Raw genomic sequence first — 21,777 nt, 5'->3', positions numbered from 1 at the left:
ATCCCCCACCCCCGGCGGCGGCCGGCTCTTTTTTTTTAACCCCCCGGGTTGCAGCCAAAAAATACGCCTAACGGGGGGGGTCGGCCGCCCGGCCGCCGGGGGGCCCCCGGGGCGACCTGGGGTTTCCTGCGCGGGCTCCCGGCCCGCCGTCAGCGGAGCAGGCCGTTTAGAAATAGGTTGGAGAAGACGGATGAAATGTCGCCTGCATCGAGAGAGCCGTTTGCCTGGTACCAACGGTAGACCCAGTTGCAGGCCCCGAGGATGGCAAGCGCAGTCACTCTGGGTTCGGCGACTTGGAATTCGCCATTTGCGGCACCCTCGGTGAGGATTTGTGTAACGAGGTTCAGGTACTCGTCAGACATGCGCGCAATGACCTCCTGGGGGCCTTCACCTAGTGAGAATGCCTCTCGCCAGAGGACGGTTGTGGTCTCCAGGTTCTCGATGGACATCGTTAAATGGGCGCGAATCATCCGCTCGAGTTTTTCGCGGGCGCTGATGTCTTCGGCGAGGATGGATTGAAGTTGCTGATTAAATTGGAGAATCGCCTGATGTGCGATTTGCATCAGGAGGTCCTCTTTCGATGTGATGTAGTGATATAGGCTGCCTTTTTGCAGTCCTACGGCATCGGCGATATCTTGAACCGATGTCGCGCGATAACCTTTTTGCTCAAATAATTTCACCGCGGCGAGCGCAATTTCATTTTGTTTGTTCGAGGACATCGCCGGGCTCCTTTCTATATAAGACCCATCTTTGCGCGCTGGATTCCATGGCGAGCTTGAATTGGGTGTCATGGAACGCGCTCATGTTGGGAAGAGTTTAACGTGAAAACGGTGTATTTTCAACGGACTGTCTCTTGGCTTGCGTTTCAAAAACTGAGGTGTATAATATGGTCAAGATAAGTCAAAGTCAATTATAGTGAAAGTCAGAGGGCGGTGCTGCCGAAGGATGGGAGTAATCAGCCATGCCGAATAACATATCAGATATTATTGAGCAATATCTTAAGCGCATCCTTGAAGAGAGTGACGTTGGCGTTGTCGAGATTCAGCGCAGTGAGTTGGCCGAGTTGTTCAATTGTGTGCCGTCGCAGATAAACTATGTCATCAGTACGAGGTTTACGACGGATCACGGCTATGTCGTCGAGTCCAAGCGGGGTGGCGGAGGTTACATTCGAATTCGTGAAATCAAGTTAGATCCCGAGCATACCTTGTTGACCCTGTTGCGGAATTGGCCGAGTGAGTTGAGTCAGGCGACATCGGAGGCGCTTATTGAACGATTAATGCGCGAATCTTGGCTGACGAAGCGAGAAGCTGTCATGTTGGAGAATATGCTGCGAAGAGAAGTGGTGAATGTGGATTTGCCACTGCGTGACCGTTTGAGATCGCGTCTGTTATATACAGCAGTTCAAGTCATCGCAACGTATGACAACGAGGACCACTGACCTTCGTGGATGGGAGGTGTCGTGCCGAATGCTTTGTGAACGATGTCACGAGCGGGCTGCGACCGTACATGTGACCAAAATCGTAAATGGGGAAAAGACAGGGTACCACTTATGCGAGCAGTGTGCCAAGGAGCAGGGCGAGATTATGAACCCGTTCATCGCTGGCAATGCGTTTGATTTTAACAAGCTCCTGAGTGGGCTTTTGAATATGGAGTCCTCCCCAGGGTATACGCCGACGCAAGTCAATCAATTGCGTTGTTCGACGTGCGGGATGACATATAATCAATTCACCCAACTTGGGCGCTTTGGCTGCCCTGACTGCTATGACAATTTCGCGAGTCGGTTGGAGCCTTTGTTGCGGCGGATCCAAACAGGAAACAGCCATTCCGGAAAGGTGCCGACGAAGTCTGGAGAGAAGATTCAGCAGCAGCGTCGGCTGGAAGCCCTTCGCCGTGAACTGCAAAAGGCGGTGGCCGAAGAGAATTTTGAGCGGGCCGCAGAGCTCCGGGATGAGATACGGACGCTTGAGCAGAATGCGGGAGAATAGGAGGGAGCACAGATGTCGCTCAGTGATTTTCTGCAGCGGGCAATGAGCAGATGGATGCGCGATGGGGGGCCGGATGACGACATCGTGATTAGCAGCCGGATTCGCGTCGCACGGAACATCCAGGGGTATCCGTTTCCGATTCTGCAGACGGACAGTCATGCGACGGAAGTTATCCAGTTGGTTGAACAGGCGATGAGCACGATGTCTGTCAACCAGCTCGGAAACTACGAAATGGTGCGCTGTCGTGATTTGTCTCCCCTGGATAGACAAGTGCTTGTGGAAAAGCATTTAATCAGTCCCGACTTGGCGCAACAGGATAAACATGGTGCGGTCGTTCTGCGGGATGACGAATTGGTCAGCATTATGGTCAACGAGGAAGACCACATTCGCATTCAATGTATCCTGCCAGGTATGCGCTTGAAGGAGTCCTGGCAATTGGCGACTTCGATTGACGACGCGCTGGAAAGTAAATTGACCTACGCGTTTCATGAGAAGTATGGGTATTTGACAGCTTGTCCGACCAATGTCGGTACAGGCATTCGAGCCTCCGTAATGATGCATCTGCCAGGCTTGGCATTGTCCGGGAGTATTCAGCGTCTCCTGTCGGCCGTGTCGCAGGTCGGGCTTGCGGTACGGGGGATTTATGGAGAGGGATCAGAGTCGTACGGAAATCTATTCCAAGTATCAAACCAAATCACTCTCGGCGAGACTGAAGAAGAAATCATAGACAACCTGCAGAGTGTAGTCGCTCAGTTGATTGGACACGAACGCAACGCGCGCGAACAACTGTTGCAACGCAACCGGGTTCAATTAGAGGATAGAGTCAGTCGGTCGTTTGGGATTCTGGCTTACGCGCGGCGGATGGACTCTCGGGAAACGTTAGAGCGCCTATCCGACGTTCGCCTCGGCATTGACCTTGGCATTATCCAGGGCGTGTCTGCAGGGATATTGAAAGAATTGATGATCTCGACTCAGCCGGCCTTCTTACAGAAGTATTTCAACCGCGAATTGTCTGCTTCTGAGCGGGACATTCGGCGGGCCGCGTTGATTCGCGAGCGACTTCGACAAGATGATACGGAGGTGCATGGTTAATGTACGCACGATTTACGGAACGAGCTCAAAAGGTCCTTGCGCTAGCCCAAGAAGAGGCGACGCGCCTTCACCATCCTGGCGTCGGTACGGAACACATTTTGCTCGGCCTCGTCCGTGAGGGTGAGGGTATTGCGGCACGCGCACTGCAGATGCTTGGCGTCCAAGCGGATAAAGTACAACAAGAAGTGGAGCGCATTATTGGCCAGGGGCAAGGGCAGTCCACCGCGATGACCTATACGCCGCGGGCGAAAAAAGTCATCGAATTGTCCATCGATGAAGCGCGTAAGCTCAACCATACTTATGTGGGCACGGAGCACATCCTGCTCGGCCTCATCCGCGAGGGAGAAGGCGTTGCGGCGCGTGTGCTCGCGAACATGAACGTGAGTTTGAACAAGGCCCGCCAGCAGGTCCTGCAACTGCTTGGCGGCGACGCTGCGGAAATGGTGGGCGATAAGGACAGTGCGGCAGGGACGCCGACGCTGGACGGATTGGCGCGCGATTTGACGCAGATGGCGCGGGATGGCAAGCTCGATCCGGTGATTGGACGTGCGACCGAAATCGAACGGGTGATTCAGGTTCTATCCCGGCGCACAAAGAACAACCCCGTACTCATTGGTGAACCTGGCGTCGGCAAGACGGCGATTGCCGAGGGCTTAGCTCAGCGCATTGTCGCGGGAGACATCCCAGAGACGCTGCGCAGCAAGCGGGTGATGGTGCTCGACATGGGGACGGTCGTCGCTGGGACGAAATACCGCGGCGAGTTTGAGGATAGACTTAAGAAAATCATGGATGAAATTCGTCAGGCAGGGAATATCATCCTGTTTATTGATGAATTGCACACGCTGATTGGAGCAGGCGGCGCAGAAGGTGCGATTGATGCATCCAACATCCTGAAGCCCGCACTTGCGCGCGGGGAACTCCAGTGTATTGGCGCTACGACGCTCGATGAATATCGCAAGCATATTGAAAAGGATGCGGCGCTTGAACGTCGGTTCCAGCCAATCACGGTTGACCAACCCTCTCCGGAAGAGGCCTTGGAGATTCTCAAGGGATTGCGGGATAGGTACGAGGCACACCATCGTGTGAAGATCACGGACGAGGCGCTGGAAGCTGCCGTTCGCCTGTCGGAGCGATATATCTCGGACAGATTTTTGCCAGATAAGGCGATTGACTTGATTGACGAAGCGGGGTCCCGCGTGCGGTTGCGTACGCATACGGCACCGCCGAATCTGAAAGACCTTGAGCAGAAGCTCGAAAAAGTTCGCAGCGAGAAGGATGCGGCGGTCCAGGGACAAGAGTTTGAACTGGCGGCGAACCTTCGCGACCAAGAGCAAAAGATTAAGCAAGAACTCGAACAACTGAAGGAACAGTGGCAGCAGACGCAACAGCATGACGACGTTCGCGTTACAGCAGAGGACATCGCGCATGTCGTGGCTGCCTGGACGGGCGTGCCAGTGAAGCAGCTGGCGCAGGAGGAGTCCGAACGACTGCTCAATATGGAGAATGTCCTGCACAATCGCGTGATTGGCCAGAACGAGGCCGTGGAGGCCGTATCTCGCGCGATTCGACGGGCGCGCGCTGGGCTGAAGGACCCCAAGCGCCCCATTGGGTCTTTTATCTTCCTTGGCCCGACAGGTGTCGGGAAGACAGAATTGGCCCGCGCGTTGGCAGAGTCTATCTTCGGTGACGAGGATGCGATGATTCGCATTGATATGTCCGAGTTCATGGAGCGGCATTCGACGTCGCGGCTCGTCGGTTCTCCTCCGGGATATGTAGGCTACGACGAAGGCGGACAGTTGACGGAAAAGGTGCGTCGGAAGCCTTATTCTGTGGTTCTTTTGGATGAGGTTGAAAAGGCACATCCTGAGGTGTTCAACATCTTACTGCAGGTGCTCGACGATGGGCGATTGACAGATGGCAAAGGGCGTACGGTCGATTTTCGCAACACCGTCATCATCATGACGTCGAACGTCGGCGCGGAGGAGCTGCGCAAGGGCGGTAGTGTCGGATTTAAGCCTGATAACGCAAGCCAATACAACGACATGAAAGAGAAAGTCATGCAAGATTTGAAGCGGACGTTCCGGCCGGAGTTTATCAACCGGATTGACGAAATTATCGTCTTCCACCCGCTCGACGAGGGACAAATTGGCCAAATTGTCGAGCTGATGGTCAAAGATTTACAAAAACGCCTCAGTGAACAAGATATTCAGTTTACGCTGACGGATGAGGCGAAGGCCTTCCTTGCAAAAGAAGGATTCGACCCGCAGTATGGCGCTCGTCCGCTGAAACGCGCAATTCAGCGCCACATTGAGGATAAACTGTCGGAGGCGCTACTTTCTGGTAGTGTGACGCGCGGGGATACCGTGCTGCTTGGGTTGGAAGGCAATGAGCTGAAGGTCGTGCAAAAGGCACAGACTGCGACACAGGCGTGAGTCTGGATCGGTGAAAGTTCTTCTAGGGTTATATTCACCCGCCGCATAATTTGCGGCGGGTTTTTTGCGATTGTTGATAGATGTGTCGACAAGCTGAGGTATCATCAAGAGAGAGTTTGTGAAGAAGGGTGGAGGCTTGTTGGCAAAGACGAAGACCCAATATGTCTGTGGGGCCTGTGGACATGTTGAAATCAAATGGATGGGCCGCTGTCCGGGGTGTGGCGAATGGAATACATTAATCGAGGAGACCGTTGCGCCTGTGCGCACGGGGCCTGTAACGGGCGTTCGCATGCAACCCATGCCAATTGAATCGATTCCACCGCAGACCGAGCAGCGCGTTCGAACCGGATTGGCTGAGTGCGATTTCGTTCTCGGCGGAGGGATTGTGCCGGGGTCGTTAATGCTCATTGGCGGGGATCCTGGAATTGGCAAGTCCACATTGTTGCTGCAACTGTCGCAATCGATTGCGACTCAAAATAAACGGGTATTGTATGTGTCTGGAGAAGAATCGGCCAATCAAATTCGGTTGCGCGCCGAACGACTAGGTACAGTTCATCAAAACCTATATGTATTAGCTGAAACGGATTTGGATTTAGTTGTGGAGTCGGCCTCGGCGTTAAAGCCGGATTTTTTGATTATCGATTCGATTCAAACGGTATTTCGTCCGTCGCTGACGTCTGCTCCTGGAAGTGTCGCACAGGTACGGGAATGTACGGGGGTGCTTTTGCGCCTGGCCAAACAGCAAAATATCGCGACGTTTATCGTCGGGCACGTGACCAAGGATGGCGCGATAGCGGGTCCGCGAATGCTTGAGCACATGGTGGATGCGGTACTATACTTTGAGGGCGAACGTCATCATATGTATAGAGTGTTGCGGGCGGTGAAGAACCGCTTTGGGTCCACCAACGAGCTGGCCGTATTTGAGATGCACGACGACGGACTGCGCGAGGTGTCGAATCCATCGCTACTCTTTTTATCGGAGCGTGACAGAGCGGTCCCTGGGTCCGCCGTGGTCGCCGCTATGGAGGGGAGACGGCCACTGCTATTAGAAGTGCAGGCGCTCGTGGCGCCCACCGGCTTTGGCACACCGCGGAGGATGTCCACGGGGGCAGACCACTCGCGCGTCAGTATGTTGTTGGCGGTGCTCGAACGTCGCCTTGGGCTACAAGTACAGGCTTCGGATGCTTACGTCAACGTCGCGGGCGGCGTACGGGTGGATGAACCTGCCGTAGATCTTGGCATTGCCCTCGCGCTCGTGTCGAGTCACCGCGATAGGCCGCTTGCCGTAGGTGACCTCTATATTGGCGAAGTGGGCTTGACTGGTGAGGTGCGTACGGTGACACGCTTGGCGGAGCGGCTTCGCGAAGCCCATAAACTTGGGTTTACCCGTTGTCTCATACCGGCGGGCCAGTCGCTTTCGGAGACGTTTTCGGGACTTGAAATCGTTCCAATCAAATCGCTGCAGGATGCCATACAACGCGCCTTTTGAGGTTGTCTGGCCACAGGGGTGACAAATATTGAGGGAAGAAGCAAAGATGGACGTGACGGTCAACAAGATATTGCGGATGGTCGCGCCGGGAACCGTGTTGCGTGAGGGCATTGAAAATATTCTGCGTGCCAAGACAGGTGGACTCATCGTCGTCGGCGCTACGGAGAAAGTGCAATCCATCATGGATGGCGGGTTTACGATTCACTGTGAGTTGACGCCTTCTCACTTATATGAATTGGCGAAGATGGATGGGGCTATCATTATTAGTGATGATTTAAAGCGCATCCTCTATGCCAATACCAACCTAAACCCGGATCACACCATTGCGACGTCGGAGACGGGCACGCGTCATCGCACTGCCGAGCGGGTGGCGCGGGAAAGTGGCCAGTTGGTGATTTGTATCTCCCAACGCCGCAATGTCATCACGTTGTATCAAGGGCAGTTTAAGTACGTGTTGCGCGATATCTCGGTAATCTTGACAAAAGCCAATCAGGCGATGCAAACTCTGGAGAAGTACAAAACGGTTCTTGACCAGGAACTGACCGATTTGAGCGCCCTGGAGTTTGAGGAGGCAGTCTCCCTTGACGAGGTCACCACTGTGCTACAGCGTTTCGAGACGGTGTTGCGGATTAAAGCGGAAATTCGTCGATACATTACCGAACTCGGCAGTGAAGGTCGCTTGGTCACCATGCAGCTGGAGGAATTAGTCGCGAACGTCGACGAGCAGGCGTATCTACTGGTCAAAGATTACCTGCACAGTGAAATGGATGCCACACCGCATCATGTGCTGTCGATACTTCACAACATGAGTGCTGACGAGTTGTTGGACGGCACATTGGTCGCCAAAGCGCTTGGCTACCAGCCGAGTGTCAATCTGCTGGAGGAAGTTGTCCCTTCCCGCGGCTACCGGTTGCTGAATCGAATTAGCCGGTTGCCGCAGCCTGTGATTGAAAATCTCGTCGAACATTTTGGAATTCTGACGAATATCCTTGCAGCTAGTGTGGATGACCTCGACGAAGTCGAAGGCGTGGGCACCGTTCGGGCGCGTGTCATTCGCGATGGGCTCAATCGTATCCAAGAACAGGTCCTCATTGATCGTCATTTATAGGCTTTTATGCTTTCTAAGATACTTGGGAGGTCTTGTCATTGTTCATCAAGTCTATCCCCAGCTTGTTGACTCTGGGGAATTTGGTCATTGGCATGGTGGCCATCTTGATGTCGATTCACGGGCACTTTAACGAAGCTGCTCTGTTGGTCGTCATCGGCATGCTGCTGGACGGCCTGGACGGGCGTGTAGCTAGGTTGTTGCACGCAGAGAGCGAATTTGGGAAACAACTGGATTCGCTGTCCGACTTAGTCACCTTTGGCGTGGCGCCAGCGGCTATCATGTATCAGGTCATGTTGTCGCATCTCGGCCTACTTGGCGCTGTACTGGCTATCTGGTTTCCCATCTGTGGGACACTGCGCCTCGCTCGCTTTAATGTCGAAACGAAGTCGTCGTCGTATTTTGTGGGCCTACCCATCACTGCCGCAGGTGGCATTTTGGCGACAATGGCTTTGACCCGACCCGTTCTTCACCCGGCCATTGTCATTTTACCGCTGGGGATGTTCATATTGTCTGTATTGATGGTCAGTCGCGTCCGCTATCCAAACTTTAAGCGCGTCGCATTCCCAAAATCTGCAGTGGTGCTTGTGCCGCTGTTTGTGGTCATCGTCTTTTGCGCGATTAAATTTCATTTCATCCGTGCAAATTGGATTATCTTTGGCGTTCTTGCCATTTACGCGGTGTACGGGATGTTGCGCGGCGTTCGCCGCCACCGTATCCGCCGCGCGCGGGGCGAGTCTTCGAACGATGTAGAGATGGATGGAGAGGTCGAACCTTCGAGTCCATTCCGCGAAATGTGACGGTTCAATTCAAACAACATCCTGACAAAAGTTCATCGGTTTTGTGACGGGCCCGCGACTGGGCCCGCTTTACTTTGACCGAACATGGGCTCTTTGTTACACTACAATCACTACCCCAATATTTAGAAGGGACCACTTGTGGTGCTCAAGGAAAATCGGTTACGCATGATTAAGACAATGGCGCATATGCCCATACTATTGACAGGAGGTGACTGAATTTATGTTAAAAAAGGTTGTTCATCTGTTTTTTGCGGTCATCGGGGTAGTCCTCGGTTATACGTTTGGCCCGGACTTATTCACACGTGTTTTTCATCTCAATTCTAATTTGTTTATCACGCACAAGTGGTTTGGGGCCGCAATTGGTGGTGCGCTGTTCATTTTGGCGACCATCTCCCTCGTGAACTATGTTTCAACGCTTTTGCGCTGGGTGGAAGAGCGGTTGAAGAGTGCCCCCCTAGCGGATATTCTGGGTGGTACCATTGGGATGGTTATCGGGTTGGTCGTGGCCTACCTGTTGTCTCCAGAGGTTCGCTCGATTCCAGTGGTAGGGGTGCCGGTTCAATTCTTTGTCAGCATCTTTTTTGCATATCTCGGTCTGAGGATTGGTTTTACGAAGCGAGAGGAACTGCTGAATTTGTTTGCAGGAAAGATATCGCTGAAGGACCGGGGCGATAAGGAGAAAGATAAAGATAAAAAAGCAGCTTTACGCCCAGGTGAGGCGAAGTTGTTAGATACCTCCGTCATTATCGACGGACGGATTGCAGATCTCGTTGAGACGGGATTTTTGGACGGCGTGCTGATTATCGCTTCGTTTGTCCTCGAGGAACTGCAGCATATCGCGGATTCTTCGGATGTGCTCAAGCGCAACCGCGGACGTCGCGGGCTCGATGTACTGAACCGGATTCAAAAGGAACTGAAGGCGCCAGTTCAAATTGTCGAAATCGACTTTGATGACATTCAAGAAGTGGATTCCAAGTTGGTTCGCCTCGCCAAGCAAATGCATGGCAAAGTCATGACGAATGACTTCAATCTCAATAAAGTGTGCGAACTGCAGGGCGTTCCTGTGTTGAATATCAACGATTTGGCGAATGCGCTGAAACCTGTGGTCTTGCCAGGTGAAGAGTTGCACGTACAAGTCATCAAGGATGGCAAAGAGTATAATCAGGGTGTCGCCTATCTGGATGACGGTACGATGATTGTCATCGAAGGCGGGCGTGAGTATATTGGCGGGATGTTGTCCGTGCTCGTCACAAGTGTGTTGCAGACATCTGCTGGGCGGATGATTTTTGCGAAGCCTAAACTTCTTGAACGCGCTTTGTAATTGCTCGTCCCATGGGGGTACATTTGCATGTCGACAGGACCGGTACATGCCGGTCCTGTTTTGTGAATGTGATGGCCTGTAGGGTGACGGAGAGGACGGGAAGCTACTATGTTGTTTGCCATCGTCGTGGCGGCAGGCCAAGGTCGGCGGATGGGATTTAAAAAGCAGTTCTTGCAGCTCGCTGGGCGGCCGATGTGGGCGAGATCGGTTGAGGCGATGTTGGCCGGTGGCGCCCAACGCGTCGCAGTCGTCGCAAGTGCGGAGGATATACCCCAAATGCGCCGCACATTGGCGGAAGTTGCGTGGAATCAGCGCTGCGCGGTCGTTCAGGGTGGGCCGACCCGGCATGCCTCCGTCGCTGCAGGTATGCGGTATATCTATGACTCTGTGTTAGAAATCGGGTTAGACTTACGAGAGGTCTTGGTCGCAGTGCATGACGCCGCGCGCCCTTTTGTCAGTCGTGACGACGTCATTCGTACATATGATGCGGCGCGCCCTTGTGGTGCGGCCATTCTTGGCAGGAGTTGCAGGGATACAGTCAAGTGGCGTACAGATCAGTATGTTGATCACACGGTTCCTCGCGAGCAATTATTTCTAGCAGAAACACCACAAGTTGTGCGAGGGGATCTCATCTATTCGGCGTATCTCGAAGATTCGTCGGTGGAGTCTCCAACGGACGACAGCGCGTTGCTCGAGTCGCTTGGTTATCGGGTGGCCTGCGTGGAGTCGACGGCGTATAACGGAAAGGTGACGACGCCGGCAGATTTGGATTACGCCGCTTGGCTAGCGAGCAAACTGTGGGGGGAGGAAGGAGATTCATGATGAGAATCGGGAACGGTTTTGATGTGCACGAAATCGTCTCGGGTCGACCACTTGTCTTGGGTGGTGAACGCATTCCTGCGGAGTTCGGATTGTTGGGGCATTCTGATGCGGACGTCGTTTTGCACGCGGTGATGGATGCGATGCTGGGCGCTTTGGCCTTGGGCGACATTGGGCATCACTTTCCGAACACAGACGTCCGTTACAAGGATGCAAACAGTATGGAGTTGTTGCGACACGTCGTCCGCCTCGTGACAGAACAGGGATATCGTCTTTGTAACCTAGATGTGATGGTACTCGCTGAAGCGCCGAAACTGGCACCACACGTCATGCGTATGCGGGAGAATATCGCTGGTGCTTGTGAGTGCGATGTGCAACAAGTGTCTATTAAGGCGACCACGATGGAAACGCTTGGCTTCGTCGGTCGCAAAGAAGGGATTGCGGCGCAGGCTGTGGTTCTGCTCGCACCATTGGAAGGAGTATCGGACAAATGACCGTTCGGGTTCGTTTTGCACCCAGTCCTACTGGGCATTTACATATTGGCAGTGTGCGCACTGCACTTTTTAACTTTTTGTATGCGCGGCATCACGGTGGTGCATTTGTTTTACGCATTGAGGATACGGACACCAACCGAAACATCGAAGGCGCAGAGCTAGCCTTTCTGGATGGATTTCACTGGCTGGGTATTCAGTGGGATGAAGGAATTGACGTCGGTGGTCCGTATGCACCGTATCGTTGTATGGAGCGTCTAGAATTGTATCGTGAGCATGTGCAGAAGCTCCTTGATAATGGACGGGCCTATCCGTGTTTTTGTACGGATGAGGAGTTAGCGGCCCAGCGGGAGGCGGCGGAGCGCGAAGGGCGGGTTCCACAGTATAGCGGCCGCTGTCGTGCGTTGTCCGAAGAAGAACGGCAGGCGAAAATGGACGCAGGTATCCCGTACAGCATTCGCTTTCGCGTGCCGGAGAATCAAGAAATCGTCGTCGACGACTTGATTCGCGGGCAGGTGACGTTTAATAGCAGTGATATTGGGGACTATGTGATTGTGAAGTCGAACGGCATACCGACTTATAATTTCCAGGTCGCCGTGGATGATGCGGCGATGAAAATCACTCATGTCATTCGTGCAGAAGAGCATTTGTCTAATACGCCGCGGCAAATTTTGGTGTTCCAAGCGTTTGGTTATGAGATCCCGACATTTGCCCATTTGCCGATTGTACTAGATCACAACCGCAAAAAATTGAGCAAGCGCGATCCGAGTGTCCTGCCGATTCAAACGTACGAGGAGCTCGGCTATGTGCCACACGCGATTATTAACTTCCTCGCACTGCTCGGGTGGTCGCCAGAGGGTGAACAAGAGTTGTTTGATATCGACGCGCTGTGTTCGCAGTTTGATCTTGGGCGCGTCAGCAAAGCTGGGGCTGTGTTCGACGTAGACAAGCTGAACTGGATGGCCAATCAGTACTTTAAGGCGCTTGCGCCTGCTGAGGCCACAGCGATGGTCAGACGGCAATTAGAGCGCGTGGGGCAGACGTTGCCGGATGGTGTCTCGGGAGATTGGCTGGAACAAGTGGTGTCACTGTATCAAGAACAAATGGTCTGTGCGGCTGATTTCATCGAACTCTCGAAGGGGTTCTTTGACAAGCGTGTTGCGTATGATGAAGAAGCCCTCGAACTGCTAGAGCAGCCGGGAAGCAAAGAAGTTGTCGCTGCGTATTTGGCGCTTGCCAAAGCGGCTGACGAGTGGACCGCAGAGGCGAGCCGCGCGCGCTTTAAGCAGATTCAAAAGGAGCAAGGCGTCAAGGGGCGGGCGTTGTTTATGCCAGTTCGGGCGGCGTTGACAGGCCAGGTTCATGGTCCTGACCTGCAGAAGACGATTGCGCTCCTGCCTCGCTCTTGGGTTCTTGAGAGACTTGCCAGCGCGTTAGAGCGCAGGTCATAATGAAATCAGTCGCCGTGACGGGGGACACCCGTGCGGTTCGATATGTCAACGCGCGGCAGGAGGCCGATGTGCATAGGCTGCAACAGAGAGCACCCACCTGGGCAACCAGGCTGCGAGTGGGTGCGCAGCGTCGCATCGGGGTGCGCTTGCCAAGTGCATCGGAAGGAACGGCCGTGAGGCTCAGTAAAATCCGACGGTGAGCACCGTTATATGCTTCGAGTGGACGTCAGGGTAGTTTGATGTCAACCAGAGTGGAACCGCGGGAACACCGTCTCTGAGTAGAGACGGTGTTTTTTGTCAGTGCTACTTATGACCCGCACTGGGAAGGGATGAGGAAACATGGCAATTGTGTTATATAACAGCATGTCAGGGAAGAAAGAGCAACTTCAGACTATCGAACCGGGCAAGGTTCGTTTCTACGCGTGCGGACCTACAGTCTACAATTTCTTTCACTTAGGTAACGCGCGGATGTTTGTGGCGTTTGACACGATTCGCCGGTATCTGGAGTACCGCGGCTACGAAGTGCGCTATGTACAAAACTTTACGGATGTCGATGACCGCATCATCCAGCGAGCCAATGAGATGGGTATTCCACCGCGAGAATTGGCACAAAACAACATACAGGACTACTTTGATGACGCGCGGGCGCTGTTCATTCGGGATGCATCCGTACATCCGCGAGTGACCGAATGCATTCCGCAAATCATCTCCTATATCGAGGATTTGATTGTGGGGGGCCATGCCTATGAGCGCCATGGCAACGTCTACTTTGACACGTCGTCCTTCCCTGAGTACGGCAAGTTGTCGCACCAGTCGCCGGAGGACATGCGAGCGGGTCACCGCATTGACGTGCAAGAGGAGAAGGATGACCCAACCGACTTTGCGCTGTGGAAGGCTGCGAAACCGGGTGAGGAGTTTTGGGAGAGTCCATGGGGCCCAGGGCGACCGGGTTGGCATATCGAGTGCTCGGTGATGAACGCCTTGTATTTAGGTGAGGAAATTGATATTCACGCGGGTGGCCGCGACCTGATCTTTCCGCATCACGAAAATGAGATTGCGCAAAGTGAAGCCCACTCGGGCCACGTCTTTGCCCATTATTGGCTGCATAACGGAACACTCAATATCAACGGCGAGAAGATGTCCAAGTCGACTGGTAACTTTATCACCGCGCGGGATTTGTTGAATCGCCGGGATCCGCGGACGATTCGTTTCTTCTTGCTGTCGGCTCATTATCGGCATCCTTTGAACTATACGGAGGAGGCTTTAGATCAGGCGGAACAAGGGTTATTGCGAATCGACCGGGCCATTCAGAGCATTGACCATCACTTGGATGCGTTGCAAAGGCTTGATGGGGTGATTGATGTGTCTGGTAAAGATCCTTCGACGGACGTCGCAAGGGACGTGGCGGAGATTCGCGAGGCGTTCATCACGGCGATGGATGACGATTTCAATACCGCCGATGGCATTTCCGCGATTTTTGAAGGGGTTCGACGGATGAACACGCGTTTGGCGCAAGGCAACTTGTTGGTGTCGGATTTGCAGGCCTACCGCACCGTGTTCATCGAGCTGCTGAGCACGCTTGGTATCCCGGAAAGGCAGGGGGTCAGTTTGGAACAGGAAATCGCTGAACTGATTGAGGAGCGAAATGAAGCGAGAGCGCGCCGTGACTTCAACCGTGCGGACGAAATTCGCGATGCGCTGAAGCGCCGCGGCATTATCCTGGAGGATACGCCGCAGGGGACGCGGTGGAGCTTTGAGGTATGAAGCAAGCTTTTACGGTTGCTGAACTATCCCCACTAGGTTTGGCCTTCATTGGCGATGCCATTTGGGAAGTGTATGCGCGACAGCACTGTTTAAACCAGGGCATCCGCAAGCCTCACGAATTGCATAAGCGGTGTACGCGCTACGTGAGCGCCACGGCTCAGGCGAAGGCGCTGGCAGGAATTGCGGGCGACTTGAGCGAAGGCGAGGCTGATGTCGTTCGGCGGGGCCGCAACGCGAAATCGGCACATGCCCGGAAAAACGTCGACGTCATTGTCTATCGCCACAGTACAGGGTTTGAGGCGCTGATTGGCCATCTGCATGGCACCGGTCAACAGGCGCGTTTAGAGGATATTATTCAACGAGCACTCGCCTATTTGGATGAGTTAGCAAAGGAGCCTCATGGATGAACGAGCGACGCAGGTCAGGAAATCGAAACGAAAATAGGCAGATGGGTTTGCGGGCGAACCGCGGTGAAGGTGAACGCCGGGGGAACCGTGCTGATGCGCGCAGGCGGAGCCCGGAAGGGGGAGCAGGTGCACCTCGTCACGCAGACGCCTGGCGCCGTGGAGACGCCTCACGTCCATCCGCTCGCCGCGATGGGGACACGCGGCGGAAACCGCGGTCAGCCGATGCTCGTGATGTATCCTCTGAGGAACCTATCGTGGCAGTGGATGAACAAATTCAGACGCAACTCATCAAAGGGCGGCATCCTGTTGCGACGGCACTCGCCGAGGGGCGTCCGATTAACAAAGTCGTGATTGCTGAGGGCGTCGTGGAAGGCGGCTATGAGCATATTGTCGCGCGTGCCAAGGAACAGGGAATTGTCGTCCAGTTTGTACCCCGGAGTCGGCTTGACGCAATTGCGGGGCAAGCACATCAGGGCGTTATCGCGTATGTCGCACCGTACGAGTATGCCGAGTTGGAGGATATTATCGCGCGCGATACGGGCGCGACCGGACTTGTCGTGGTGTTAGACGGCGTGACGGACCCGCACAACTTGGGCGCCATTATTCGAACGGCGGAAGCGGCTGGTGCCCAAGGTGTGGTCATTGGCAAACATCGCGCCGCACCGCTCACGGAGACGGTCGCCAAGGCGGCTGCGGGGGCGCTTGAGTACTTACCTGTAGCCCGCGTGGCCAATATCGTGCAGGCGTTGGAAAAGCTCAAGGACGCAGGCTATTGGGTGGTTGGAACGACGGTCGACGCTGACCATCGCATGGTTGATGTCGATTATCGCCACAAGACGGTCGTCGTGATTGGGTCCGAGGGTGCCGGGTTACATCGTTTGGTCAGTGACCGCTGCGATTTCCTCGTGAACATTCCTATTCTCGGACGAGTTCAAAGTTTGAACGCGTCGGTCGCGGCGGGGGTCATGCTTTATGAAGTCGTCCGGCAGCGAACGTAAGCGCAAGGGTCAACGCTGCTTGATTGTCGACGGGTATAATGTGGTGGCCCGGAAATCTGGAACCAGTTTGACGAAGATCCCGGATTTGGAGTCAGCCCGCAGAGACTTGGAAGATTTGCTATCACAATACCGGGCGATGTATGACGAAGATGTTATCGTCGTATACGATGCGCATCACCGCCCTGGCCTTGGCGTCTCTGAACGGCGGGCGGGTATTGACATTGTTTTTACGGATGCGGGTGAGACTGCGGACGCCCGCATTGAACGTCTGGTCTACGACATTCGGGATAACTATCGAAATATCACAGTCGCTACGTCGGATGCCGCCGAACAGCAGGTCTCGTTTGGCGGCGGCGCATTGCGCATTTCCGCGGGGGAATTATTGCGCCGACTGGAATCGATGCAACGGTTGGTTCGCCAACAGACAGGGCAAACGCACGACAAGAAAAAGTCCCGTCTCGGCGACAGCATTCGTGACGATATTGCAAAAGCGCTAGAAAAATGGCGGAGGAAGTAATTTTTATCCGAAAACAACGATTGATAATCATAGATTACATAATGTATAATGGCGACAACCATCTGGGCTCGGGGTGATATGGTTTGTCGACACAGCCAACACAGTTGGACGCCGATTATTCGGATTACGAAAATCGAACAGACGAAGAACTTGTCGAGGCGGTGCGCGCCGGGAATACCGATGCACTCGAGTACCTCATACACAAGTATCGAAATTTCGTTCGAGCAAAGGCGAGATCATACTTCTTAATTGGTGCCGACCGAGAGGACATTGTCCAGGAGGGCATGATTGGGCTGTATAAGTCTATTCGTGACTTCCGAGGGGACAAGCTCTCTTCTTTTAAAGCATTTGCCGAGTTGTGTATCACGAGGCAAATTATTACCGCGATTAAAACGGCCACCCGCCAAAAGCACATCCCGTTAAACTCCTATGTCTCGTTGGACAAGCCGATTTACGACGAAGATTCGGATAGGACGCTGCTCGACGTAATTTGCACTGTGCGTGTCTCTGATCCCGAGGAACTGGTTATACATCAGGAAGAATTTGACGATATTGAAGATAAGATGTCGGAATTGCTGAGTGACCTCGAACGAAAGGTGCTCATGTTGTACCTTGATGGCCGGTCTTATCAGGAGATTGCCGTCGATTTGGCGCGACATGTCAAATCGATTGACAATGCGTTGCAACGCGTCAAACGCAAACTAGAGAAATACTTGACGTTCCGCAACGTGATATGCTAATGTAACACAGGTATGTGAGTCCCCGTATGGGGGTTCTTCTGTTTTTGCGTCATGTTTTAGTTTTCTCGTTTGAATAAGCGTCGTTCAGAACATCCTCGCCGTTTAAAGCGGATGATGTTCGGACAACCGCTTGTAGGGGAGGTGCCCTGAGTGCGCGATATCATTACGCTGGCATGCACAGAGTGTAAACAACGGAATTACACCAGCAACAAGAACAAGAAAAATGATCCAGACCGGATCGAACTCAAGAAATATTGCCCGACGTGCAACTCGCATACGACGCACCGTGAAACCCGCTAAGTCGAAGTCAGCATCAAAGGAGTCATCCGGTATGGCAAAGGCAAACGAAAGATTGGTTGAAGCTAAGACACGCCACCGCTCGGGGTTTTTTGCCTTCTTTGCGGAATCGTGGAGGGAACTCCGCCGCGTTCGCTGGCCGAAGCGTCGTGACATTGTGCTCTATACCGCCGCTTCGTTGGTCTTGTGCGTCATTCTCGGATTGTTCGTTTGGGGCTTTGACATTGGTGTGTCTCGGCTGTTGACCTTCATCGGTGTAGTTTAAGGACTGAGCTTTGGAGGTGTCCGGGCGAATTTGCCCCGAGTTATGGAAAACCTCGAAAAACATTGGTATGTCATTCATACGTATTCGGGCTACGAAAACAAGGTTAAGAGCAACTTGGAAAGTCGCGTTCAGTCCATGGGGATGGAAGATCGCATTTTTAATGTGATGGTTCCGACAGAGGATGAACTCGAGCTGAAAAACGGGAAGAAACGCGTGGTACAACGCAAGGTGTTCCCGGGATACGTGCTCGTTGAGATGGTCATGACGGATGACTCTTGGTATGTTGTGCGCAACACGCCGGGGGTGACGGGGTTCGTCGGATCGACAGGGGCTGGTTCGAAACCTGTTCCTCTGCTGCCTCACGAAGTACAGGCCATCCTGAAGTCGATGGATGAGAACGAACCGAAGAGCAACGTCAAGTATGATGTTGGCGAGGTTGTGCGGCTTGTCGAAGGTCCGTTTGCGGATATGGTTGGCACGGTGGAAGAGGTTAACCCGGAACACCAGAAGCTAAAAGTGCTTGTCTCGATGTTTGGCCGTGAGACACCGCTTGAAGTGGAGTACCAACAGGTAGAACGCCTGTCCTAAACTGGCAGTATGTCGAGTGGCAATTTTGCCCTCGCTTCTGTGACTCGCATTGTCGAGTCTGATAAATGCGTGAAGGATTCGTTCTTCATGACGCGTCCCGTGGGAGGGCACATACCCGATTACCACATTATGAGCGAAGGAGGTGGGCGTGTTGCCAAAGAAGATTATCAAGGTTGTGAAGTTGCAAATCGCAGCCGGGAAAGCAACACCTGCGCCGCCGGTAGGTCCTGCGCTGGGTCAAGCGCAGGTTGGTAACATTATGGGGTTCTGTAAAGAGTTCAACGCGCGCACTGCGGATCAGGTAGGTCTTATTATCCCGGTCGTGCTTTACGTTTACGAAGACCGTTCGTACACGTTTGACCTCAAAACTCCGCCGGCTGCTGTTTTGCTCAAGAAGGCTGCAGGCATTGAATCTGGATCCGCTGAGCCGAACCGCAACAAAGTGGCGACGGTAAAACGTGAACAGGTTCGCGAGATTGCCGAACAGAAGATGGCAGACCTGAATGCGGCAAGCGTAGAAGCAGCAATGCGTATGGTCGAAGGGACCGCACGCAGCATGGGAATCCTGATTCAGGACTAATCCCGCGGAGAATCGTGGGAGGTTTACGAACCGCAGACCACATGGAGGTGAAACAATGGCTCGTAACTCTAAGCGCGCTCAAGAAGCTGCAAAGCTGGTTGACCGCGAAAAATTGTATGACGTACAAGAGGCACTCGGTCTCGTGAAACAAGCTGCAAAGGCAAAGTTTGACGAAACGGTCGAGGTTGCTGTTCGTTTGGGTGTTGATCCGAAGAAACAAGATCAACAAGTCCGCGGCGCGGTTGTTTTGCCGCACGGTACAGGTAAAACCTCACGTGTCCTTGTTTTTGCCAAGGGTGACAAGGCGAAGGAAGCACAAGAGGCGGGCGCTGACTACGTGGGCGACGATGATCTTATTCAAAAGATTTCCCAGGGTTGGTTCGACTTTGATGTTGTCGTTGCTACCCCGGATATGATGGGTGCTGTCGGCCGTTTGGGTCGCGTGCTTGGTCCAAAAGGCTTGATGCCAAATCCGAAGACGGGTACCGTCACATTTGACGTGGCTCGCGCGGTGCAGGAAATCAAGGCTGGTAAGATTGAGTACCGCCTCGACAAAGCCGGTATCATTCACTGCCCGATTGGCAAAGTGTCGTTTGAAGTTGACCAGTTGGTTGGCAACTTCCGCACCTTGTTGGACGCCTTGCAAAAGGCGAAGCCGTCTGGCGCGAAGGGTCAATACGTGCGCACTATCACCGTGACTTCGACGATGGGCCCTGGTGTTCGTGTCAACGCACAACGCGTTGCAGTCGCTGCAGAATAAATTCTGCTCTAGCTCGTGTTGGGGTGTTTGTTACAATCGAAAAGCTGACCGTAGACAGTAGGTCCTATATAGGTATATCGCGTTCTGGCGTCTCGTCGAACCGGTTGTCCGATATGGGTTAAAGTGCCTACCGAGGTCGTGTGCATTCTGGGTTCAGTGTGCGTGCGCCTCGTATGTCGAGGCGCTTTTTGTATGTTTGATTTTCGCAAGGAGGTGGATGGATTGGCAGTACGTCCAGAAAAGGAACAACTCGTAAATGAGATTGCAGAGCGCATTGAACGCAGTAAGAGCGTCGTGCTGGCGGACTACCGCGGGCTCAATGTCGCTGAGGACACAGAACTTCGTGCGAAACTTCGTGAGGCAGGCGTCGAGTACCAGGTGTTGAAGAACACAATGACTAGCCGTGCGGCTGCGAAGTTGAACTATGCAGATCTAGATCAGTACCTTGCAGGTCCCACGGCTGTCGCGTTTGGTTACGATGACGCAGTAACGGCTGCGAAGGTGTTGTACGACTTCTCTCGCGAACACAAAGCGCTCGAACTGAAGGGCGGTATCGTCGAGGGTCGTATCGTATCTGCTGAGGAAGTTGCAAGCATCGCGAAGCTACCTTCTCGCGAAGGTTTGTTGTCGATGTTGCTGAGTGTCTTGCAGGCGCCTATGCGCAACTTGGCTTACTCGTTGCAACAGGTTGCTGACCAAAAAGGCGAGGGTGCAGAAGCGCCGGCCGCGGAATAAAACAATTTATTCACCAGAGCGCAGTCTCTGGAATTCAGGGAGGTTATTCGCTTGACGACTCAAGAAATCTTGGATGCCGTTAAAAATATGACGGTGCTCGAACTGAACGATTTGGTTAAGGCGATTGAAGAAGAATTTGGCGTAACGGCTGCTGCTCCTGTAGCAATTGCTGGGGGGGCTGCTGGTGCTGAAGGTGGCGCTGCTGAGCAGACCGAATTCGACGTTATCTTGGCGAATGCGGGTGCTTCGAAGATTGGTGTTATCAAGGTTGTTCGTGAAATCACCGGTCTCGGCCTGAAGGAAGCGAAAGAACTCGTTGACAACGCTCCGAAGCCGATTAAGGAAAAGGTTTCGAAGGAAGATGCTGAAGGCATCAAGGCTAAGCTTGAGGAAGCTGGCGCTTCTGTAGAAATTAAGTAAGCTTTTCAGCCGAGAAGGGTGCTCCGTAGGGGTACCCTTCTTGCGCGTTGTGCGGGTTGAGGTGGAGGGGAAACCGTGTCTGAACACTACTATTCGAGAGAACCGCAGGCGCAGAGTCAGGAGCGTATCATAGCGATTGGTGTGCGCGGCGTAAACATGCACTTGGTCACGGATAACGGCGTGTTTTCGAAAAGTGCGCTGGATGATGCGACTAGGCGTCTTCTCGAACACGTCGACTTGGCTGGTACGTGTCATGCACTTGATCTCGGCGCGGGTTATGGCGTCGTGACGGCGGTACTCGGTACGGTTTATCCGAACACGAGGTGGACGCTCATCGATATCAATGGACGAGCTCTCGACCTCGCGAAGCGGAACACTTCGAGTTTCTCTCATCGCTGTACGTACCTGCACAGTGATGGGATTCCGGCGGATATCGTCTCGAAGTTTGACGACGTCTTGCTGAACCCACCAATTCGCGCTGGTAAACAGGTGGTGTATCGCTTGTTTGCAGACGCGTATCGGGCGCTTGTTCCAGGTGGGCGACTTTGGATTGTCATTCAGAAGAAACACGGTGCCCCCTCCGCGCTCGAAGAGTTGAAGCGGATTTATGACAGCGTGGACGTTGTCTACAAGAAGTCTGGCTATTTCATTTTTCGCGCGGTGAAGGGGTATCGCGCGGACGCGCAATCTCGTGAAGCCTGAAGACGATGAATAGAAGTTG

The 21,777-nt window shown here is 53.6% G+C and carries 25 protein-coding genes and 1 other annotated feature; of the genes, 24 read left to right on the top strand and 1 reads right to left on the bottom strand.

Annotated features, from left to right (window positions below; translation table 11 throughout):
- Positions 1–149: 149 nt before the first annotated feature.
- Positions 150–719: a TetR/AcrR family transcriptional regulator gene (locus J3482_RS07200; protein ID WP_146823939.1), complete on the bottom strand. Its 570-nt coding sequence runs from the start codon at positions 717–719 to the stop codon at positions 150–152.
- Between the two features lie 242 nt (positions 720–961).
- Here J3482_RS07200 and J3482_RS07195 point away from each other — a divergent pair, with 242 nt between their 5' ends.
- The 24 genes from J3482_RS07195 (at position 962) to J3482_RS07080 (ending at position 21,758) form a co-directional block, all read left to right on the top strand.
- Positions 962–1,438, top strand: coding sequence for a CtsR family transcriptional regulator (locus tag J3482_RS07195; RefSeq protein WP_021296584.1), 477 nt, complete (start codon positions 962–964; stop codon positions 1,436–1,438).
- A gap of 28 nt (positions 1,439–1,466) precedes the next feature.
- Positions 1,467–1,985, top strand: a complete 519-nt coding sequence (gene mcsA, locus J3482_RS07190; RefSeq protein ID WP_146823940.1) for a protein-arginine kinase activator protein McsA — start codon at positions 1,467–1,469, stop codon at positions 1,983–1,985.
- 12 nt (positions 1,986–1,997) lie between these two features.
- Positions 1,998–3,077, top strand: a complete 1,080-nt coding sequence (mcsB, locus tag J3482_RS07185; protein ID WP_146823941.1) for a protein-arginine kinase McsB — start codon at positions 1,998–2,000, stop codon at positions 3,075–3,077.
- On the top strand, positions 3,077–5,509 hold the full coding sequence (locus tag J3482_RS07180; protein ID WP_021296587.1) for an ATP-dependent Clp protease ATP-binding subunit: 2,433 nt from the start codon (positions 3,077–3,079) through the stop codon (positions 5,507–5,509). The genes mcsB and J3482_RS07180 overlap by 1 nt, the downstream gene beginning before the upstream one ends.
- 139 nt (positions 5,510–5,648) lie before the next feature.
- Positions 5,649–6,998, top strand: a complete 1,350-nt coding sequence (gene radA, locus J3482_RS07175; protein ID WP_146823942.1) for a DNA repair protein RadA — start codon at positions 5,649–5,651, stop codon at positions 6,996–6,998.
- Between the two features lie 46 nt (positions 6,999–7,044).
- Positions 7,045–8,106, top strand: a complete 1,062-nt coding sequence (gene disA / locus J3482_RS07170; protein ID WP_438938563.1) for a DNA integrity scanning diadenylate cyclase DisA — start codon at positions 7,045–7,047, stop codon at positions 8,104–8,106.
- A gap of 38 nt (positions 8,107–8,144) precedes the next feature.
- A complete protein-coding gene (gene pssA / locus J3482_RS07165; RefSeq protein ID WP_146823944.1) occupies positions 8,145–8,903 on the top strand; it encodes a CDP-diacylglycerol--serine O-phosphatidyltransferase in 759 nt (252 codons plus the stop codon).
- 220 nt (positions 8,904–9,123) lie between these two features.
- Positions 9,124–10,224, top strand: coding sequence for a PIN/TRAM domain-containing protein (locus J3482_RS07160; protein WP_021296591.1), 1,101 nt, complete (start codon positions 9,124–9,126; stop codon positions 10,222–10,224).
- Between the two features lie 108 nt (positions 10,225–10,332).
- Positions 10,333–11,046 carry an IspD/TarI family cytidylyltransferase gene (locus tag J3482_RS07155; protein ID WP_146823945.1) on the top strand — a complete coding sequence of 238 codons (714 nt, stop codon included), beginning with the start codon at positions 10,333–10,335 and terminating at the stop codon, positions 11,044–11,046.
- Complete coding sequence (ispF, locus tag J3482_RS07150) at positions 11,043–11,537, top strand: 2-C-methyl-D-erythritol 2,4-cyclodiphosphate synthase (protein ID WP_206922222.1); 495 nt, start codon at positions 11,043–11,045, stop codon at positions 11,535–11,537. Before J3482_RS07155 ends, ispF begins: the two co-directional genes overlap by 4 nt.
- Positions 11,534–12,985, top strand: coding sequence for a glutamate--tRNA ligase (gene gltX / locus J3482_RS07145; protein WP_146823947.1), 1,452 nt, complete (start codon positions 11,534–11,536; stop codon positions 12,983–12,985). The genes ispF and gltX overlap by 4 nt, the downstream gene beginning before the upstream one ends.
- Before the next feature lie 339 nt (positions 12,986–13,324).
- Entirely contained in the window at positions 13,325–14,749 is a 1,425-nt protein-coding gene (gene cysS, locus J3482_RS07140) for a cysteine--tRNA ligase (protein ID WP_146823948.1), read from the top strand.
- Positions 14,746–15,156 carry a Mini-ribonuclease 3 gene (locus tag J3482_RS07135; RefSeq protein WP_146823949.1) on the top strand — a complete coding sequence of 137 codons (411 nt, stop codon included), beginning with the start codon at positions 14,746–14,748 and terminating at the stop codon, positions 15,154–15,156. Before cysS ends, J3482_RS07135 begins: the two co-directional genes overlap by 4 nt.
- On the top strand, positions 15,153–16,154 hold the full coding sequence (gene rlmB, locus J3482_RS07130) for a 23S rRNA (guanosine(2251)-2'-O)-methyltransferase RlmB (RefSeq protein WP_236017974.1): 1,002 nt from the start codon (positions 15,153–15,155) through the stop codon (positions 16,152–16,154). The genes J3482_RS07135 and rlmB overlap by 4 nt, the downstream gene beginning before the upstream one ends.
- Entirely contained in the window at positions 16,129–16,671 is a 543-nt protein-coding gene (locus J3482_RS07125) for an NYN domain-containing protein (RefSeq protein ID WP_206915922.1), read from the top strand. Before rlmB ends, J3482_RS07125 begins: the two co-directional genes overlap by 26 nt.
- A gap of 83 nt (positions 16,672–16,754) precedes the next feature.
- Positions 16,755–17,411, top strand: a complete 657-nt coding sequence (gene sigH / locus J3482_RS07120; protein WP_021296599.1) for an RNA polymerase sporulation sigma factor SigH — start codon at positions 16,755–16,757, stop codon at positions 17,409–17,411.
- Between the two features lie 150 nt (positions 17,412–17,561).
- Positions 17,562–17,711 carry a 50S ribosomal protein L33 gene (gene rpmG, locus J3482_RS07115; RefSeq protein ID WP_146823951.1) on the top strand — a complete coding sequence of 50 codons (150 nt, stop codon included), beginning with the start codon at positions 17,562–17,564 and terminating at the stop codon, positions 17,709–17,711.
- Positions 17,712–17,742: 31 nt separating this feature from the next.
- Positions 17,743–17,973: a preprotein translocase subunit SecE gene (gene secE / locus J3482_RS07110; RefSeq protein WP_021296601.1), complete on the top strand. Its 231-nt coding sequence runs from the start codon at positions 17,743–17,745 to the stop codon at positions 17,971–17,973.
- Positions 17,974–18,015: 42 nt separating this feature from the next.
- Complete coding sequence (gene nusG, locus J3482_RS07105) at positions 18,016–18,561, top strand: transcription termination/antitermination protein NusG (protein ID WP_146823987.1); 546 nt, start codon at positions 18,016–18,018, stop codon at positions 18,559–18,561.
- A 151-nt stretch (positions 18,562–18,712) separates the two neighbouring features.
- Positions 18,713–19,141 carry a 50S ribosomal protein L11 gene (gene rplK / locus J3482_RS07100; protein WP_146823952.1) on the top strand — a complete coding sequence of 143 codons (429 nt, stop codon included), beginning with the start codon at positions 18,713–18,715 and terminating at the stop codon, positions 19,139–19,141.
- Positions 19,142–19,196: 55 nt separating this feature from the next.
- Entirely contained in the window at positions 19,197–19,901 is a 705-nt protein-coding gene (rplA, locus tag J3482_RS07095) for a 50S ribosomal protein L1 (RefSeq protein WP_146823953.1), read from the top strand.
- Between the two features lie 30 nt (positions 19,902–19,931).
- Positions 19,932–20,101, top strand: a sequence feature (ribosomal protein L10 leader region).
- A complete protein-coding gene (rplJ, locus tag J3482_RS07090; protein WP_206915921.1) occupies positions 20,094–20,636 on the top strand; it encodes a 50S ribosomal protein L10 in 543 nt (180 codons plus the stop codon). Its footprint overlaps the feature before it by 8 nt.
- A gap of 51 nt (positions 20,637–20,687) precedes the next feature.
- The gene (gene rplL / locus J3482_RS07085; protein ID WP_146823955.1) at positions 20,688–21,056 is read left to right on the top strand and encodes a 50S ribosomal protein L7/L12; all 369 of its coding nucleotides are present in this window, start codon (positions 20,688–20,690) and stop codon (positions 21,054–21,056) included.
- A 75-nt stretch (positions 21,057–21,131) separates the two neighbouring features.
- A complete protein-coding gene (locus J3482_RS07080) occupies positions 21,132–21,758 on the top strand; it encodes a class I SAM-dependent methyltransferase (protein WP_328702197.1) in 627 nt (208 codons plus the stop codon).
- The last annotated feature ends 19 nt before the right edge of the window (positions 21,759–21,777 follow it).

Source organism: Alicyclobacillus suci (assembly GCF_017329615.1).
Taxonomy (GTDB): domain Bacteria; phylum Bacillota; class Bacilli; order Alicyclobacillales; family Alicyclobacillaceae; genus Alicyclobacillus; species Alicyclobacillus suci.
This window is presented reverse-complemented; position numbering and strand designations above follow the sequence as displayed.